This window comes from Sphingomonas sp. BL2 (assembly GCF_056680015.1).
In genome coordinates this window covers 149,615-164,298 of sequence record NZ_CM155261.1, presented here as the reverse complement: position 1 = coordinate 164,298, position 14,684 = coordinate 149,615, and the positions used below count along the sequence as shown (strand labels likewise).

Below are 14,684 nucleotides of genomic sequence, written 5' to 3'. Positions count from 1 at the left end.
TTCGCGTCAGGCGTAATCGCCCAATGCTTCAAGATACGCCGAAGGTCCAGCCCTCGGTTTGCGCGATATGCGATGTCATCGCCGCCGGGTGCCAGAGTTCGGGGCGATCGGCGTTGGCGCGGAGCCACGCGGCGGTGAGGATCGCGTCGGTGGCGTGGTCGTCGTAGCGAGGGAGCGGCTGGTGCGGCTGGCTGCCGAGATTGGCGAGTGCCGTGTCGAGCGAGTTGCCGTCGCGCATCTTGCTGAGCCCCTTGCGGATACCGGCGGCGCGCGCGGCGATCGTGGTGTAGATCTCGACGATCAGCGGACCTTGCGACGGCACCGGATCGAACGGCCAGACCGGTACGCGGCCGGCCAGCCTATGCAGCACACGCATCCCGGTGAGGCTCGACTTGCCGACCTGCGCCGCGCCGACGAGGTTGAAACAGCTCGTCGGGGATAGGCCCATTGCGCGCTGTCCGTGCTCGCAGACGCGCATCCGGCCGGCGCCACCGGGGAACAGGTCGCCGCAATCGCGATGTTGGCGGAAGTGGCGGCGGATTTCCGGGTCGGTGAGCAGGCTGGAGACCGCGAGATGCGGGTCGGCTGCGGAGGCATCGTCGACCATCTTCCATAGGGCGCGGGCGTCGGGCGGACTGTCGGGCGCGCCGGGAAAGTATCCGCCTTTGTCCACGAACGGGAAGGCGGGGGAGAGGTCGAGCCCGATCAGCATCGGCATGTCCTGGTCGAGCAACCAGTCGAGGACATCGTCGCGAGACCATGCGCTGGCACCTGGCGGGGCGAGCAAGGTCGGCGCCGCATCGCCTGTCTCGCAGACCGCGACCGCAATACCCTTGTGCCGATGCCCTTGCGCGCCGGACCAGTCGATCGCCGCAAACCGCGTAAAGCGGGGTTCAGCCATTCTTCTCGGCGCGCAGGCCGTCCCAATAGGCAAGCCGTTCCGACAGGCGCTTCTCGAACCCGCGTTCGGTGGGCGTATAGAAGGTCTGCGCGCTCATCTCGTCGGGCCAGTAATCCGAGCCTGAAAACGCATCCTCCGCATCGTGATCGTACGCATAGCCCTTGCCGTAGCCGATATCGCGCATGAGTTTGGTCGGCGCGTTGCGGATCGACGCGGGGGGCATCAGCGAGCCTGTCTCGCGCGCCGATTTCCACGCCGCCTTCTGCGCCTTGTAGACCGCGTTCGATTTGGGTGCGGTCGCGAGATAGACGCAGGCCTGCGCGATCGCGAGTTCGCCTTCGGGGCTGCCGAGAAAGTCGTACGTGTCCTTGGCGGCGATGCACTGGACCAGCGCCTGCGGATCGGCGAGGCCGATATCCTCGACCGCGGCGCGGGTCAGCCGGCGGAGCAGGAACAGCGGTTCCTCGCCCGCAGTCAGCATCCGCGCGAGATAATAGAGCGCGGCCTGCGGGTCCGAGCCGCGGATCGATTTGTGAAGCGCGGAAATGAGGTTGTAATGCCCCTCGCGATCCTTGTCGTACACCGCGACGCGGCGTTGCAGGAAGTTCGACAGCCCGGCGGGATCGAGCGGCTCGGGCAGGTTCACCGAGAACAACGTCTCTGCCTGGTTGAGCAGGAAGCGACCGTCGCCATCGGCGCTGGCGATCAGCGCGTCCCTGGCGGGCGGGGTGAGGGGCAGGGGGCGCTCCATCTCCGTCTCGGCGCGGTCAAGCAGCAGTTCGAGTGCGCCACGACCGAGGCGTTCGAGGATCAGCACCTGCGCGCGGCTGAGCAAGGCGGCGTTGAGTTCGAACGAGGGGTTCTCGGTGGTCGCGCCGACCAGCGTCACCGTGCCGTCCTCGACATAGGGCAGGAAACCGTCCTGTTGCGCGCGGTTGAAGCGGTGGATCTCGTCCACGAACAATAAGGTGCGCTTGCCGATCTTGGCGTGCTCGCGTGCTTCGGCGAACGACTTCTTGAGGTCCGCGACGCCGGAGAACACCGCCGAGATCGCGACGAACCGCAGGTCGACCGCATCGGCGAGCAACCGCGCGATGGTGGTCTTGCCGGTGCCGGGCGGGCCCCACAAGATGATCGAGGACAGGCGGCCGGCCGACACCATCCGCCCGATCGCGCCTTCGGGGCCGGTGATGTGATCCTGCCCGACCACCTCGCTTAGCGTCCGCGGGCGCAGGCGGTCGGCGAGCGGCGCGTTTTCGGGGTGCGTTTCGGTGGGGGCGGCGGGTTCGAAGCCCGCGAAGAGATCGGCCATGGGGGGAAGATAGGGGCGGGCGACCGGTTTGCCCATCCGTGGCCATCCAAGCGCGCTCGTCATCCCGAGACGTACCGTCTTCCTCCCAAGGATCGTCATCGTCACAAGCGTCGTCATCCTCGCGAAGGCGGGGATCCATACTGGCTGACGGCATGCATGCTCGCTCGGTTCGAGGGTCTGGGTCCCCGCCTCCGCGGGGATGACAGGGGAAGACGACATAAAAATTGCCGCGTACCTCTTGAACCAGAAACAGTCTGCGATATATCGCAACTCATGATTGAAGATATATCGGAGAACACTCAAATGCGTTTTGGTATGGGATATGGAGCCTGGACCGGTGGCCCGCGGGCTGATGGCGAAGGACGGGGTCGGCCGGGTCACGACGGCCACGGTCGACATGGGCATGGACGCGGCGGCCCTGGTGGTCGGCGGCGGCTGTTCGATGGCGGTGAGCTGAAGCTCGTGATGCTGAAGCTGATCGCGGACGCGCCGCGCCACGGCTACGACCTGATCCGCGAGATCGAGGGGCTGACCGGGGGTGGCTATGCGCCGAGCCCGGGCGTCGTCTATCCGACGCTCAGCATGCTCGACGAGATGGGGCTGATCGAGGAGCAACAGTCCGAAGGCGCGAAGAAGCGCTTTGCGGCAAGCGACGAGGGCCGCGCGCATCTGGCCGAGAATGCGACCGTGGTGGACGGCCTGTTCGCGCGGCTGGCGGCGGTCGGGGCGGAGTCCGAGCGGACCGATGGTGCGCCGATCCGGCGGGCGATGGGCAATCTGCGGCAGGTGCTCCAGCACCGGCTGATGCGCGAGGACGTCAACGAGGATACGCTGCATGAAGTTGCGGCGTTGCTCGACGAGGCGGCCCAGAAGATCGAGCGCTTGAAGTGAGCGTCTCGGTCGCACGCGTGCCGACGCATTCGGCGAGCAAGTATCTCCAGCAGCTCGCCAAGCACTGGAGTCACAAGATGGAGGTCACATTTTCGGAAGAGGAGGGCCGCATCGCCTTCCCGAACGGTGCCGTGCTGGAGATGCGCGCGGACAGCGAAACGCTCGACGTCGCGCTGACGGTGCCGGAGGGTGAGGACGTCGATCGGATGCGCGAGGTGGTATCGAGCCACCTCGACCGCTTCGCCTTCCGCGAAGCGCCACTGACGTTCGACTGGGCTACGGCACCCTGACTAAATCCTCCCCGCAAGGGGGAGGTGGCTGGCCCTTGCCAGACGGAGGGGGAGGCAAGGGAAACCGCTGTTCCGTGTCCTCCCCCTCCGTCACCTACGGCGCCACCTCCCCCTGGCGGGGGAAGATCGCGCGGGCGGCACTGAGAAATTTCGGCCTAGGTACCCCGCCGCGCCATTACCTCGAGATACGTGTCCAGCACCGTCTGGTTGATCGTATCCCAAAGATACCCGGCGGCCTTGTCGTGCCCGGCCCAGCCCATCGTTTCGCGCAGGCCCGGCTCCGAAACGATCCGCCCGATAGCATCCGCATACCCGGCGATATCGGTCGGCGGCACGAGAAATCCCGTCACGCCATCATCCACCAGCCCCACCGCGCCCGACGCCCGCGCGGCAACCACCGGCACTCCCGCCGCCATAGCCTCCAGCGTCACGTTGCCGAACGTCTCGGTCACGCTCGGATTGAAGAACACGTCCATCGACGCGACCGCGCGGCCGAGATCGTCGCCCGACTGGAACCCCGCGAACACCGCGCCCGGCACCCGGCTCGCAAACCATTCGCGCGCCGGCCCCTTGCCGATTACCAGTACCTTGTGCGGCACGCCGCGCTGCTCCAGCTCGCGGATCACGTCGGCGAAGACGTCGAGCCCCTTTTCCTTCACCAGTCGCCCAAGAAACCCGACCGCAACCTCGCCGTCCGCTATCCCGTGCGCACGTCGCCATTCGAGATCGCGACGTGTTGGCGTGAAGCGATCGTGGTTCACCCCGCGCGACCAGATCGCGGTCGGCGTCGTCACGCCCCAGTCGCGGACGATCTCCGCCATGCCGCGCCCCGGCACCAGCACTTCGTCGACCCGGTTGTAGAAGCGCTTGAGGATCTTCACCATCACAGGCTCGAAGAACGCCATCTTGTAATAGCGAAAATACGTTTCGAACCGCGTATGGAACGACGCCACCGTCGCGAGACCACGGCGACGGCCATAGCTGACCGCGCGGTGACCCAGGAAATCGGGCGCCGACACGTGGATGATGTTCGGCGCGAACGCGTCCAAGTCGTGCCGGATCGCGGCCGGCAGCCCGCGTGCCATCTTGTACTCGCCGCGGCCTGCAGGCAACGGTAGCGATGGAACCGAAACCAGGTCGCCGACAGGCGGAAATGCAGGATTTGAATTGGTTGGCGAATAGACGCGGACCGTCACGCCCTTCGATAGCAGATGGCCGACAAGCAAGTTCAGCGTCTGGTTCGCGCCGTCGCGAACGTAGTTATAGTTGCCGCTGAACAGGGCAACGCGCAGGTCGGTGGCATTCATCGTCGCGCGGATAACGCCGTGTGCCGTCAAGCGCCACTAAATCCGCAACATAGACTGGCCGCCAGCCATTGATGTTCCCGTATCGTTCTCGTACATCGGCGGTATGGCGAAACCCCAGAAGCGTTATGTGTGTCAGGCCTGCGGATCGGTATCGCCCCGCTGGGCTGGGCAATGCAGCGACTGCAGCGAGTGGAACACGCTGGTCGAGGAGGCGAACACCGCCGCCACGCCGTTCCATTCGAAGCACAATCTCCAGACTGGTGGCCGCGCGATCCAGCTCGTCGGGCTCGATGCCGAGATCAAGCTGCCCGACCGGATGGCGACGGGTATCGCCGAACTCGATCGGGCGCTGGGCGGTGGGTTCGTCGAGGGTTCGGCGACGCTGATCGGCGGTGACCCCGGCATTGGCAAGTCGACGCTGCTGTTACAGGCAGCGGCGAAGATGGCGCTCGCCGGCCAGTCGGTCGCATATGTTTCGGGCGAGGAAGCGGCGGACCAGGTCAGGTTGCGGGCGCGGCGGCTCGGGCTAGGCAACGCACCGGTGCAGCTCGCGGCGGCGACTTCGACGCGCGACATCCTGACGACGTTGCAGACCAAGCCGCCGGCGATGCTGGTGATCGATTCGATCCAGACGATGCACTCTGACCTGATCGAAGGCGCACCCGGCACCGTCAGCCAGGTCCGTGCATCGGCGCAGGAGCTGATCCGCTTCGCCAAGGAGCGCGGGACGGCGGTGGTGCTGGTCGGGCACGTGACGAAGGACGGCTCCATCGCGGGCCCTCGCGTGCTGGAGCATATGGTCGACACGGTGCTGTCGTTCGAGGGCGAGCGTAGCCACCAGTACCGCATCCTCCGCGCGATCAAGAACCGCTTCGGCGGGACCGACGAGATCGGCGTATTCTCGATGCAGACCGAGGGGCTGGCGGAGGTCGGCAATCCGTCGTCGCTGTTCCTGACGCACCGCGACGATGCGATGACGGGGGCGACGGTGTTTCCGGCGCTGGAGGGGACAAGGCCGGTGCTGGTCGAGATCCAGGCGTTGACGGTACGCTTGGCGTCGGGTGCGACACCGAGGCGTGCGGTCGTCGGCTGGGATTCGGGGCGGCTCGCGATGATCTTGGCAGTACTGGAGGCGCGGTGCGGACTGAGTTTCTCCAATGCCGAAGTCTATCTCAACATCGCCGGCGGTTACCGGGTGCAGGACCCTGCGGCGGATCTGGCGGTTGCGGCGGCGTTGATCTCTGCGATGTCGGAGCGGCCCGTGCCAGTCGACGCGGTGGCGTTCGGCGAAGTCGCGCTGTCGGGCGAGATCCGCCCGGTCGCGCATGGTCCGTTGCGGTTGAAGGAAGCGAGCAAGCTCGGCTTCGAACGCGCATTGGTGCCGGCGTCGATGACGGGGGAGAAGAGCGGGATGAAACTGTCGGGGTTCAAGACGCTGGCGTCGTTCGTCGACCACATGATGGGGCGTGGTTAGGCACCCGAAACCTTGTTTCCCCGCGAAGGCGGGGACCCAGACTGGACTCCCGCCTTCGCGGGAGAACAAGGCAGCGTCGTGACAGGGTGGGCGGCCCGTTGATATCCGCTCGCTTAACTCGCGCTCTAAAGTCGCTTGCCTTGTCATCCTTTTATTGTTGGGCCTGATTTGACCCAAGAAGAGCCCCACCCCGGCGGAGGCCGGGGCCCAGTTGGGAGACGCGGATGGCGACCGCTACGCTTAATTACTGCGACCTCTCCAACTTGGCCCCGGCCTCCGCCGGGGTGGGACGGTGGGGTGTTTTCGATCACCGGTTAATCAAACCGCACGCAACGGCACCGCGTCCCGCCAATCCACCACCCCCGAACGCATGGCCTCTCGCGACAGCCATGCTATGGCCGCCGGCATGGCGAACACGAAAAGCAATACCGGTACCGTCGAGGTCGACGGCACCCGATACGACTGGCACCTCCAGCGCGAACCGCAACACACGGATGCCGAAGGCTGGAAGGGCATGACGATCTCGTTGTTGCAGGACGATGCCAAGCGCGAAGCCCTGCTCGAGTTTCCCGCGCCGAAACGCCTGTTGAAGGGGTTGCCGCGCGGGCGGCTCCAGATCGACGACGCGACGATCTCTCGCGGCGTGCGGGCGGCGTTGGCCGCGGGATGGGAGCCGATGTCGCGGGGCAAGCCGATGGTCTTCACGGTGGATTCCGAAGGGAATTGAACCGTGGATCGGCGTGAAACCCCGACCCCGATGGACGCGCGCACGCGGATGCAACCCCATACCGACGTGGAGACCGCGCTGCTCGGGCCGATCCTGCCCGATCGAGCGTGCGGCGATTGCACCGCGTGCTGCACCGAACTGACCGTGGACACCCCCGAGTTCGGCAAACCCGCGGGCACGCCGTGCATCCACCTCTCCAATAAGGGGTGCGGCATTCATGCGGTTCGCCCGCGCATCTGCCGGACCTGGTTCTGCGCCTGGCGACGGGTCGCGGGTCTGCCCGACGAGGCGCGGCCCGACCGGTCCGGGCTTGTCGTCTCGCTCAATTTCGTCAAGGAACCGCAGAACTGCCTCGAAGGCGTCTCGATCAACGTCCGCGTCCTCGCCGGCAGCAACGCGATCGCGAACGGCATGGCTGCCACCGTGCTCGACAGCGTCTGCAACCAGCTTGTCCCGGTGTGGTTCAGCGACGGGTCGAAGAAGATGCTGATGCATCCCGACACCGACGTCGCCCGCTTCGTCCTCTCGGGCGAGGCGGCGCCCGCGCATCTGCAGGACGAAGTCGCCGCGTGGTGCGAGCGCTACGGTGTGTTCGGTTCGAACCACTAGAGCGCGTCGGTCGCCGCGCGCACTAGCGGTTCGCGCCGCGCGTCCCTATTCCAGAGACCATGAACCTCACCGCCCTAGACATCGTCGTCCTGATCGCCGTCGCAGGGTCCGCGGTGCTGGGGCTCGTGCGCGGGTTCGTCACCGAAGTGCTGTCGATGTTCGCCTGGGTGGCGATGGTGGCGATGTTGAAGCTGTTCCACATCCCGCTCGCCGCCGCGCTGTCGCCGATGGTCGGGACGGTCGGCGGCGCGGCGGTGCTCGCGTTCGCGATCATCACCGGCGTGACGTATATCGGCGGGCGGCTGGTCGCCAACGCGATCGGTGCGCGGACCCGGACGTCGATCCTTGGGCCGGTCGACCGTGCGCTGGGCTTCGGGTTCGGCGCGCTGAAGGGGCTAATCCTCGCCAGCCTCGTCTTCCTGCTCGCGACGCTCGTCATGGACACGATGAGCGGCGGCCCGTCGCGGCGGCCCGGCTGGATGACGACATCGCGGACCTACCCGCTGCTCAACGCGACGAGCGCGGGGATTGCCGATTTCGTCGACCGCCGCCGCCGCGGCAAACCCGTTTTCGGCGCAACCACGCCGCCTTCCCGATCCGATAACGCAAGCGAGCCGAAGCCATGAGCGCGCCCCTTTACAATGCCGAGATCTTGCGCCTTGCCGCGACGATCCCGCATCACGAACGCCTGCTTGAGCCGATGGCGACCGCAGAGCGACGCTCGCCGATCTGCGGCAGCCGTGTGACGATCGACGTCGCGGTCGACGACGAGGGCAAGGTCAGCGAGGTCGGCCTGCTGGTCCGCGCCTGCGCGCTAGGCCAGGCATCGTCGTCTCTTCTCGCGTCGAACATCCTCGGCCGCACCCCCGCCGAACTCGCCGCAGCGCGCGACGCGCTGACGGCGTGGCTTGCGCGTGAGGGCGATGCACCGGATTGGCCGGGGATGGATATCTTCACCCCCGCGCTCGACTACACCGCGCGCCACCCCTCGATCCGGCTCGCGTTCGAAGCGGCTGCCGAAGCTGCCGATACCGCTGCAAAGGCCAAAGTCTGATGGCGGAGGGCACGTCGCCGTCGCTGCTCCGCGACGGCGTCGTACTGCTCGGGTTCGGGCTGATGTTCGTGCTGCTGTTCCGCCGGCTCGGGCTCGGTGCGACGCTGGGGTATCTGGTCGCGGGCGCGGTCGTCGGGCCGCATGTGCTCGGCCTAGTCGGCGATGCGGAATCTAAGCTCGGGTTCGCCGAACTCGGCATCACGTTGCTGCTGTTCATCGTCGGGCTCGAACTGAACCCGTCGCGGCTGTGGAAGATGAAGGAGGAGATCTTCGGTCTCGGCCTTCTCCAGGTCGCGATCTGTGGCCTCGCGATCACCGCGATCGTCTGGGTCGGCGCGAAGTTCTCGCTCCCCGCTGCGCTCGCGCTCGGCCTGCCGCTCGCGCTGTCGTCGACCGCGCAGGTGCTGCCGATGCTGCGCTCGTCGGGGCGGATGCGCACCCCGTTCGGCGAACGCGCGTTCTCGATCCTACTGTTCCAGGACCTCTCGATCGTCCCGCTGATCACGATCGTCGCAGCGATGAGCCGCAACCCTGCGGACGCTAACGCGCCTCCGGGCTGGCTGCTGGCGATCTATACTGTGTTGGCGGTCGTCGGATTGGTCGTCGCAGGGCGCTTCCTGTTGCGTCCGTTCTTCCGGCTGATCGGCAATCTCGGCGAGCGCGAGATGTTCGTGTTCGCCGGCCTGTTCACGGTCATCGCCAGCGCCGCGATCATGGAATGGCTCGGGCTGTCGACTGCGCTCGGCGCGTTCATCGCTGGCGTAATGCTCGCGGACAGCCCGTATCGGCATGAACTCGAGGCCGATGTCGAGCCGTTCCGCTCGATACTGCTCGGCCTGTTTTTTCTCGCGGTCGGCATGGTGCTCGATCTCAACGCGATCGCCGAACGCCCGTTCTTCGTGATGGCGATGGCCGCCGCGCTGATCGCGACCAAGACCAGCGTCATCATGCTGATCGGCATGGCGTTCAAGATGACGTGGCGGCAGGCATTCGCGCTAGGGCTACTGCTCAGCCAGGGCGGCGAGTTCGGCTTCGTGCTGTTCGCGCAGGCGCAGGCGGGGCTGCTGATCGAGCCGCAGGCCGCCAGCCTGTTCGGCGCGATCATCACGCTGTCGATGGCGACGACGCCGTTCCTGATGGGCATCACGCGGCGCTTCCGGACCGAGCCGATCGCCGAGGGGCAGGAGCGCGACGGCCCCAAGGTCGACGGCGCGAACGCGATCATCGTCGGCTATGGGCGGTTCGGCCAGACGGTCGGCCAGATGCTGCTCGCGCAGGATATCCCGGTGACGCTGATCGACACCGATATCGAGATGATCGATATCGCCGGCGAGTTCGGCGCCAAGGTCTATTACGGCGACGGCACGCGGCTCGACCTGCTGCGGCAGGCGGGCGCGTCGGAGGCGGAGATCATCTGCTTCTGCATGGACGGCGACCAACTCGATCCCGACACGATCGAGGGCGTGCACGAGGCCTTCCCGGATGCTGCCATCTATGTCCGCGCGTTCGATCGCCGCGCGCTGGTCAAGTTGAAGAACACGTCGGCGACCGCGGTTGTGCGCGAAGTGATGGAGTCCGCGGTGAAGATGGCGCGCCTGGTCATGCGCGGGCTTGAGATTGCGCCGGCCGATATCGATCGCGCGGAGGAGCAATACAGGGCGCGGGACAAGGAGCGGTTGCAGTTGCAGATCGATTCCGGCGACATGCGCGCGGCGCGTGCCGAGACCGCCAAACGCTTTCCCTGGGGGAATGATACGCAATGATCATTGCCATTCTTGCGGCCTTGTCGGGCGCGATCGCGGTCGCGGCGGGGGCGTTTGGCGCGCATGGCGCGAGTGGGTCGGCGGCGGAGTGGCTGAGGACCGGTGCGCAGTATCAGCTCGTCCACGTCGTCGCGGCGCTGGTCGCGATTCGAATGGAGGCGCGGGGGCCAGCTTGGCTGTTCGTGATCGGTGCGGCGATCTTCGCGCTGACGTTGTACGCTATGGCCTTAGGTGCGCCCCGCTGGTTTGGCGCGATCACGCCGATCGGTGGGGCGTTGTTGATCGGTGGCTGGCTGTGGCTGGCGTGGAGTGCGGCCCGACCCTGACCCGTAGCCGTTTTAGAAATCCTCCCCCGCCAGGGGGAGGTGTCACCGCAGGTGACGGAGGGGGAGGAACGCGCATCACCGGTTATCGCTTTCCTCCCCCTCCGTCTGGCAAGTGCCAGCTACCTCCCCCTGGCGGGGGAGGATCGCACAATCACCGCTTCTTCCGGCACGCGTCCGAGCAGTAGATCACGCTGTCCCAGTCCCGCGCCCATTTCTTGCGCCACGTGAACGGGCGTTCGCACGCCGGGCACACCTTGGTCGGCAGGTTCTGCTTGGCGACACCGTTGGGCATCAGCGGGGCTGCGCGTCGAGGAAGGTTTCGACGTCGGCGAGGTCGACCGTCTTGTCGAGATACGTCTGGCCGATCCCGCGCGCGAGCAGGAAGGGGAGGGTGCCCGCCGCCATCTTCTTGTCGTGGCGCATGTGATCGACCAGCCGCGCGCCGCTCGCGCCGATTTTCGCAGCCGCCAGACCGTCGGGAAGCCCGACGTCCCGCCAGTGCGCTGCGACGCGCTCCGAGTCCTGACGCGAGCAAATCCCCTGCGACGCCGAGAACCCGAACGCCAGCGAACAACCCGCCGCGACACCCTCGCCGTGGATCAGCGCTTGCGAGAACCCGGTCTCCGCCTCCAGCGCATGGCCGAACGTATGTCCGAGATTGAGCAGAGCGCGTGTCCCGTTCGTCTCATTCTCGTCCGCCGCGACGATCCGCGCCTTCGCCGAAACGCTGTGCGCGATCGCGTACTCGCGCAGGCCGATGTCGCCGCTCAGCAACGCGGCGCCATTCGCCTCGCACCATTCGAAGAACGCGAAGTCGTCGATCAGCCCGTATTTCACGACCTCGGCATAGCCCGCTCGCAACTCGCGGATCGGCAGCGTGTCGAGCACCTGCGGATCGATCAGCACCATCACCGGCTGGTGAAACGCGCCGATCAAATTCTTCCCGGCCTTCGTGTTGATCGCGGTCTTGCCGCCGACCGAGCTGTCGACCTGCGCGAGCAGGCTCGTCGGGATCTGGACGAAGTTGCACCCGCGCTTGAGGATCGAGCAGGCGAACCCGACCAGGTCCCCCATCACGCCGCCACCCAGCGCGACGACGTGATCGCCGCGCTCGACGCCGAGTTCGAGCAGGCGGTCGCAGAGAAATTCAAGCGTCGCCCAGCTCTTGCTGCCCTCGCCCGGCGCGAGGACAATCGCCTCCGATGCGATCCCCGCAGCGGTCAGCGAAGCCTGCAACGTCGCGAGGTGGACCGACAAATTTTCGTCGGTGACGATCGCCACCCGCCGGCCCTTTGCAAGCGGCGTAAGGAACTCACCCGCCCGCGCCAGAATCTCCACTTCGATATGGATCGGGTAGGTCCGCGCACCCAGTTCGACGGTAACGGTCTTCATCGGCCAAGCGCCCTCAGGATAGCGGCGACGGTCGCTTCGTGCGGCGTCTTGTTGCTGACAATGTGAATGTGCGCCTGCGCGTAGATCGGGTTGCGAACGCGCGCCAGTTCGGCAAGCACTTTCCCCGCGTCGCGGTTCCGGAGCAGCGGGCGGGTGTCGCGCCGGCCCACGCGCTCGACCAGGATGTCGGGATGCGCGCTGAGCCACACCGACACCGCATCGCGCAGAATCAGCGCCCGCGTGTCGTCGTTGATGAACGCGCCGCCGCCGGTCGCGATGATCTTGGGCGTGCCGTCGATCAGCCGCGCGATCACGCGACGCTCGCCATCGCGGAAATACTCTTCGCCGTATTTGGCGAAGATCTCCGCGACGGTCATCCCCGACGCAGCCTCGATCTCGTGGTCGGCATCGACGAACGGCAGGTTCATGCGCAGCGCGAGACGGCGGCCGACGGTGGTCTTGCCGACGCCCATCAGCCCGACGAGGACGATCGGGCGATCGATCGGGGCAGGGCGGCGACCGCCCGAAGGTCCGCCGGAAGGGTTGTGGCTTTGCAACATCGTAGCCCGCGCTATACAGCGGCTCCGCGCGAGGGCAAAAGCTCTTGGCGCGCGATTTTCTGCCCCGTTCACTACCCCTGTCCACTACAAGGTTACGTCGTATGTCCCGTTTCATCGTCTCGGTCGTCGTCGTTCTTGTGGTCGTGGTCGGCGGCCTGTTCCTGTTGGCAGGCCGCGCGACCGAGCGTCCGCAGAGCCACGTCGAAAAGGCCGTGACGCTTGCGAACCTCTCTTAAGGCATCCTTAGCGGCGGCGGTTGCCGTCGGAGCCTTGGTCGCGCTGGCACCGGCGATCGGGCAGGATCGGCCCGAATCGATCCTGCCGCCGGGGTTCGGCGAACCGACGCCTGCGCCCGCACCGCGACCGACGCCGCCTGCCGGTACGCAGGCGGCACGTCCAACCGATCCCGCGCAACCGACTGCTCCGGCTCCGGCACCCGCGCAACCGGGCGCGATGATCCAGCCTCTGCCGCCGACGACGCCGGGCGACGCGCCGCTGGTGCCACCCGTCGCGACGCCTGCGCCGGTCGATCCGGCCGTGCTCGCGCAGTACGAGATGCCGGCGTCCGCGCGTCGGTCGCTCGCGACGGTCGGCCCGGTCACGGCGAGCGAAGGCGGTCTCGATACCGATGCGTTCGGTGAAGCGGACGGCCAATATGTCGAGACGCTGATGCGCCGCCTGAGTGCACCGCTCCCGTCGCGCTGGATGTCGATCCTGTTGCGGCGCGCGCTTGTGTCGCATGTCGACACGCCCAGCCGCACGAACGGCGCGGACTTCGCTGCCGAGCGCGCGTGGCTGTTGCTGCGGATGGGCGAATCGGTCGCGGCGCGCGCGGTCGCGCAGAACGTCGACACCGACAATTACACGCCGAAACTCTATCAGATCGCGATGAACACCGCGCTGGCGACGGGCGATCCGGCGGGCCTGTGTCCGCTGGTGACGGGGGCGATGCGCTATGCCCCGTCGCGCGGCTGGACGATGGCGCAAGCGATGTGTGCCGGGCTGTCGGGCAATCCCGCGCAGGCAAGCCCGCTGATCGCGACCGCCAAGCGCCGCAATGTCGCCAGCGGGGTCGACCTGCTGCTCGCGCAGAAAGTCGTCGGCGCCGGCGCGCAGGGGCGTCAGGCCGTGACGATCGAATGGGACGGCGTCGATCGGCTGACCGCGTGGCGGTTCGGGCTCGCGATGGCGACCGGCGTCACCGTGCCGGACGACCTGTACGGCACCGCGGGTCCACAGGTGAAATACTGGCAGGCGTTGTCGCCTTCCGTCGCGCTCGGCGATCGGCTGGCCCCGGCCGAGGCTGCGGCAGGGCAGGGGGTGCTGTCCAGTGCCGCGCTCGTCGATCTCTACGCTGCGGCTGCGACCGACGACGATACGCAGAGTGGCGCGACCGCGACCGCCAACGATCTCCAGACGGCCTATGCCGATCGCAATCCGGATTCGCGACTCACCGCGCTGCGTCAGTTGTGGGGCGGCGCGACCGCGCGTCCGAACTATGCGCGGCTGGTGCTGACGGCGCGTGCGGCGTCCCGGTTGAACCCCAATCTCGCCAAGGCCGACGCCGATCTGCTGGTCGCTTCGATGCTGTCCGCGGGGCTCGATCGCACCGCGGCGCGCTGGCTGGGCTCGGTACCCTCCGGCAGCGACGCCTGGGCGATGATAATGCTTAGCGATCCCGACGCGTATCGCCGCCTCAGCTATTCCGACCTTGCCTCCTACACCGGTGGCGAAGGCGATTCGGCGTTAAAGCAGCGCATGCTGTTCGCAGGGTTGGCAGGCCTTGGTCGCCTCAACCAGGGCGATATCGAGCGTGCGGCACAGTCGCTTGGCGTTCGCATCGGTACGGACAACGCCTGGACCCGCGCGCTCGATCGCGCGGCGCGGGACGGCCAGGCCGGGACCGTCGTCCTGCTCGCGGCGGTCGGCATGCAGGCGGCAAGCTGGAAGGACATCCCCCCGGAAGCGCTGTACCGCATCGTCGGCGCGTTGCGCGGGGTCGGTCTCGACGGCGAGGCGCGGATGATCGCGGCCGAGGCGATCGCGCGCGCGTGAGCCACGCCAGCGATCGCGCGCTG

Annotated in this window: 17 protein-coding genes; 11 read left to right on the top strand and 6 right to left on the bottom strand. The window is 67.1% G+C overall.

What is annotated here, in order from left to right:
* Positions 1 to 28 precede the first annotated feature (28 nt).
* Positions 29 to 901, bottom strand: coding sequence for a hypothetical protein (locus AC1ME3_RS00815; protein WP_480954441.1), 873 nt, complete (start codon positions 899 to 901; stop codon positions 29 to 31).
* Positions 894 to 2,213 carry a replication-associated recombination protein A gene (locus AC1ME3_RS00810; protein ID WP_480954440.1) on the bottom strand — a complete coding sequence of 440 codons (1,320 nt, stop codon included), beginning with the start codon at positions 2,211 to 2,213 and terminating at the stop codon, positions 894 to 896. The genes AC1ME3_RS00815 and AC1ME3_RS00810 overlap by 8 nt, the downstream gene beginning before the upstream one ends.
* Before the next feature lie 303 nt (positions 2,214 to 2,516).
* Here AC1ME3_RS00810 and AC1ME3_RS00805 point away from each other — a divergent pair, with 303 nt between their 5' ends.
* A complete protein-coding gene (locus tag AC1ME3_RS00805) occupies positions 2,517 to 3,104 on the top strand; it encodes a PadR family transcriptional regulator (RefSeq protein ID WP_480954439.1) in 588 nt (195 codons plus the stop codon).
* Positions 3,101 to 3,394, top strand: coding sequence for a DUF2218 domain-containing protein (locus AC1ME3_RS00800; RefSeq protein WP_480954438.1), 294 nt, complete (start codon positions 3,101 to 3,103; stop codon positions 3,392 to 3,394). The genes AC1ME3_RS00805 and AC1ME3_RS00800 overlap by 4 nt, the downstream gene beginning before the upstream one ends.
* A gap of 155 nt (positions 3,395 to 3,549) precedes the next feature.
* On the opposite strand, the gene AC1ME3_RS00795 is transcribed toward AC1ME3_RS00800, so the two are convergent.
* On the bottom strand, positions 3,550 to 4,701 hold the full coding sequence (locus tag AC1ME3_RS00795; RefSeq protein ID WP_480955877.1) for a glycosyltransferase family 4 protein: 1,152 nt from the start codon (positions 4,699 to 4,701) through the stop codon (positions 3,550 to 3,552).
* Between the two features lie 103 nt (positions 4,702 to 4,804).
* On the opposite strand from AC1ME3_RS00795, the gene radA reads away from it, so the two are divergent.
* The 7 genes from radA (at position 4,805) to AC1ME3_RS00760 (ending at position 10,654) form a co-directional block, all read left to right on the top strand.
* The gene (gene radA / locus AC1ME3_RS00790; RefSeq protein WP_480954437.1) at positions 4,805 to 6,175 is read left to right on the top strand and encodes a DNA repair protein RadA; all 1,371 of its coding nucleotides are present in this window, start codon (positions 4,805 to 4,807) and stop codon (positions 6,173 to 6,175) included.
* A gap of 394 nt (positions 6,176 to 6,569) precedes the next feature.
* A complete protein-coding gene (locus tag AC1ME3_RS00785) occupies positions 6,570 to 6,902 on the top strand; it encodes a hypothetical protein (RefSeq protein WP_480955876.1) in 333 nt (110 codons plus the stop codon).
* 48 nt (positions 6,903 to 6,950) lie between these two features.
* Positions 6,951 to 7,511 carry a YkgJ family cysteine cluster protein gene (locus tag AC1ME3_RS00780; RefSeq protein WP_480955875.1) on the top strand — a complete coding sequence of 187 codons (561 nt, stop codon included), beginning with the start codon at positions 6,951 to 6,953 and terminating at the stop codon, positions 7,509 to 7,511.
* A 59-nt stretch (positions 7,512 to 7,570) separates the two neighbouring features.
* Positions 7,571 to 8,137 (top strand): CvpA family protein, encoded by a 567-nt coding sequence (locus tag AC1ME3_RS00775; protein WP_480954436.1) that lies wholly within the window; start codon positions 7,571 to 7,573, stop codon positions 8,135 to 8,137.
* On the top strand, positions 8,134 to 8,565 hold the full coding sequence (locus tag AC1ME3_RS00770; protein ID WP_480954435.1) for an iron-sulfur cluster assembly scaffold protein: 432 nt from the start codon (positions 8,134 to 8,136) through the stop codon (positions 8,563 to 8,565). Before AC1ME3_RS00775 ends, AC1ME3_RS00770 begins: the two co-directional genes overlap by 4 nt.
* On the top strand, positions 8,565 to 10,328 hold the full coding sequence (locus tag AC1ME3_RS00765) for a cation:proton antiporter domain-containing protein (protein WP_480954434.1): 1,764 nt from the start codon (positions 8,565 to 8,567) through the stop codon (positions 10,326 to 10,328). The genes AC1ME3_RS00770 and AC1ME3_RS00765 overlap by 1 nt, the downstream gene beginning before the upstream one ends.
* On the top strand, positions 10,325 to 10,654 hold the full coding sequence (locus AC1ME3_RS00760) for a DUF423 domain-containing protein (RefSeq protein WP_480954433.1): 330 nt from the start codon (positions 10,325 to 10,327) through the stop codon (positions 10,652 to 10,654). Before AC1ME3_RS00765 ends, AC1ME3_RS00760 begins: the two co-directional genes overlap by 4 nt.
* 151 nt (positions 10,655 to 10,805) lie before the next feature.
* Here the strand turns inward: AC1ME3_RS00760 and AC1ME3_RS00755 are convergent, their stop codons facing one another.
* Genes AC1ME3_RS00755 through AC1ME3_RS00745 form a run of 3 tightly spaced genes read right to left on the bottom strand, consistent with a single transcriptional unit; the run spans position 10,806 to position 12,606 of the window.
* Positions 10,806 to 10,946: a DUF2256 domain-containing protein gene (locus AC1ME3_RS00755; protein ID WP_082444318.1), complete on the bottom strand. Its 141-nt coding sequence runs from the start codon at positions 10,944 to 10,946 to the stop codon at positions 10,806 to 10,808.
* Complete coding sequence (gene aroB / locus AC1ME3_RS00750; protein ID WP_480954432.1) at positions 10,946 to 12,046, bottom strand: 3-dehydroquinate synthase; 1,101 nt, start codon at positions 12,044 to 12,046, stop codon at positions 10,946 to 10,948. The genes AC1ME3_RS00755 and aroB overlap by 1 nt, the downstream gene beginning before the upstream one ends.
* Positions 12,043 to 12,606, bottom strand: a complete 564-nt coding sequence (locus AC1ME3_RS00745; RefSeq protein ID WP_056062416.1) for a shikimate kinase — start codon at positions 12,604 to 12,606, stop codon at positions 12,043 to 12,045. The genes aroB and AC1ME3_RS00745 overlap by 4 nt, the downstream gene beginning before the upstream one ends.
* A gap of 101 nt (positions 12,607 to 12,707) precedes the next feature.
* Here AC1ME3_RS00745 and AC1ME3_RS00740 point away from each other — a divergent pair, with 101 nt between their 5' ends.
* Complete coding sequence (locus AC1ME3_RS00740; RefSeq protein WP_258191373.1) at positions 12,708 to 12,842, top strand: hypothetical protein; 135 nt, start codon at positions 12,708 to 12,710, stop codon at positions 12,840 to 12,842.
* Entirely contained in the window at positions 12,826 to 14,661 is a 1,836-nt protein-coding gene (locus AC1ME3_RS00735) for a hypothetical protein (protein WP_480954431.1), read from the top strand. The genes AC1ME3_RS00740 and AC1ME3_RS00735 overlap by 17 nt, the downstream gene beginning before the upstream one ends.
* Positions 14,662 to 14,684: the final 23 nt, after the last annotated feature.

Excerpts from the sequence above, each read along its gene's own strand:
- AC1ME3_RS00760 (WP_480954433.1), top strand. The coding sequence starts at position 10,325 with ATGATCATTGCCATTCTTGCGGCCTTGTCGGGCGCGATCGCGGTCGCG.
- AC1ME3_RS00810 (WP_480954440.1), bottom strand. The coding sequence starts at position 2,213 with ATGGCCGATCTCTTCGCGGGCTTCGAACCCGCCGCCCCCACCGAAACG.
- AC1ME3_RS00745 (WP_056062416.1), bottom strand. The coding sequence starts at position 12,606 with ATGTTGCAAAGCCACAACCCTTCCGGCGGACCTTCGGGCGGTCGCCGC.
- radA (WP_480954437.1), top strand. The coding sequence starts at position 4,805 with ATGGCGAAACCCCAGAAGCGTTATGTGTGTCAGGCCTGCGGATCGGTA.
- AC1ME3_RS00740 (WP_258191373.1), top strand. The coding sequence starts at position 12,708 with ATGTCCCGTTTCATCGTCTCGGTCGTCGTCGTTCTTGTGGTCGTGGTC.
- AC1ME3_RS00795 (WP_480955877.1), bottom strand. The coding sequence starts at position 4,701 with ATGAATGCCACCGACCTGCGCGTTGCCCTGTTCAGCGGCAACTATAAC.
- AC1ME3_RS00770 (WP_480954435.1), top strand. The coding sequence starts at position 8,134 with ATGAGCGCGCCCCTTTACAATGCCGAGATCTTGCGCCTTGCCGCGACG.
- AC1ME3_RS00755 (WP_082444318.1), bottom strand. The coding sequence starts at position 10,946 with ATGCCCAACGGTGTCGCCAAGCAGAACCTGCCGACCAAGGTGTGCCCG.
- aroB (WP_480954432.1), bottom strand. The coding sequence starts at position 12,046 with ATGAAGACCGTTACCGTCGAACTGGGTGCGCGGACCTACCCGATCCAT.
- AC1ME3_RS00805 (WP_480954439.1), top strand. The coding sequence starts at position 2,517 with ATGCGTTTTGGTATGGGATATGGAGCCTGGACCGGTGGCCCGCGGGCT.
- AC1ME3_RS00780 (WP_480955875.1), top strand. The coding sequence starts at position 6,951 with ATGCAACCCCATACCGACGTGGAGACCGCGCTGCTCGGGCCGATCCTG.
- AC1ME3_RS00765 (WP_480954434.1), top strand. The coding sequence starts at position 8,565 with ATGGCGGAGGGCACGTCGCCGTCGCTGCTCCGCGACGGCGTCGTACTG.
- AC1ME3_RS00815 (WP_480954441.1), bottom strand. The coding sequence starts at position 901 with ATGGCTGAACCCCGCTTTACGCGGTTTGCGGCGATCGACTGGTCCGGC.
- AC1ME3_RS00785 (WP_480955876.1), top strand. The coding sequence starts at position 6,570 with ATGGCCGCCGGCATGGCGAACACGAAAAGCAATACCGGTACCGTCGAG.
- AC1ME3_RS00775 (WP_480954436.1), top strand. The coding sequence starts at position 7,571 with ATGAACCTCACCGCCCTAGACATCGTCGTCCTGATCGCCGTCGCAGGG.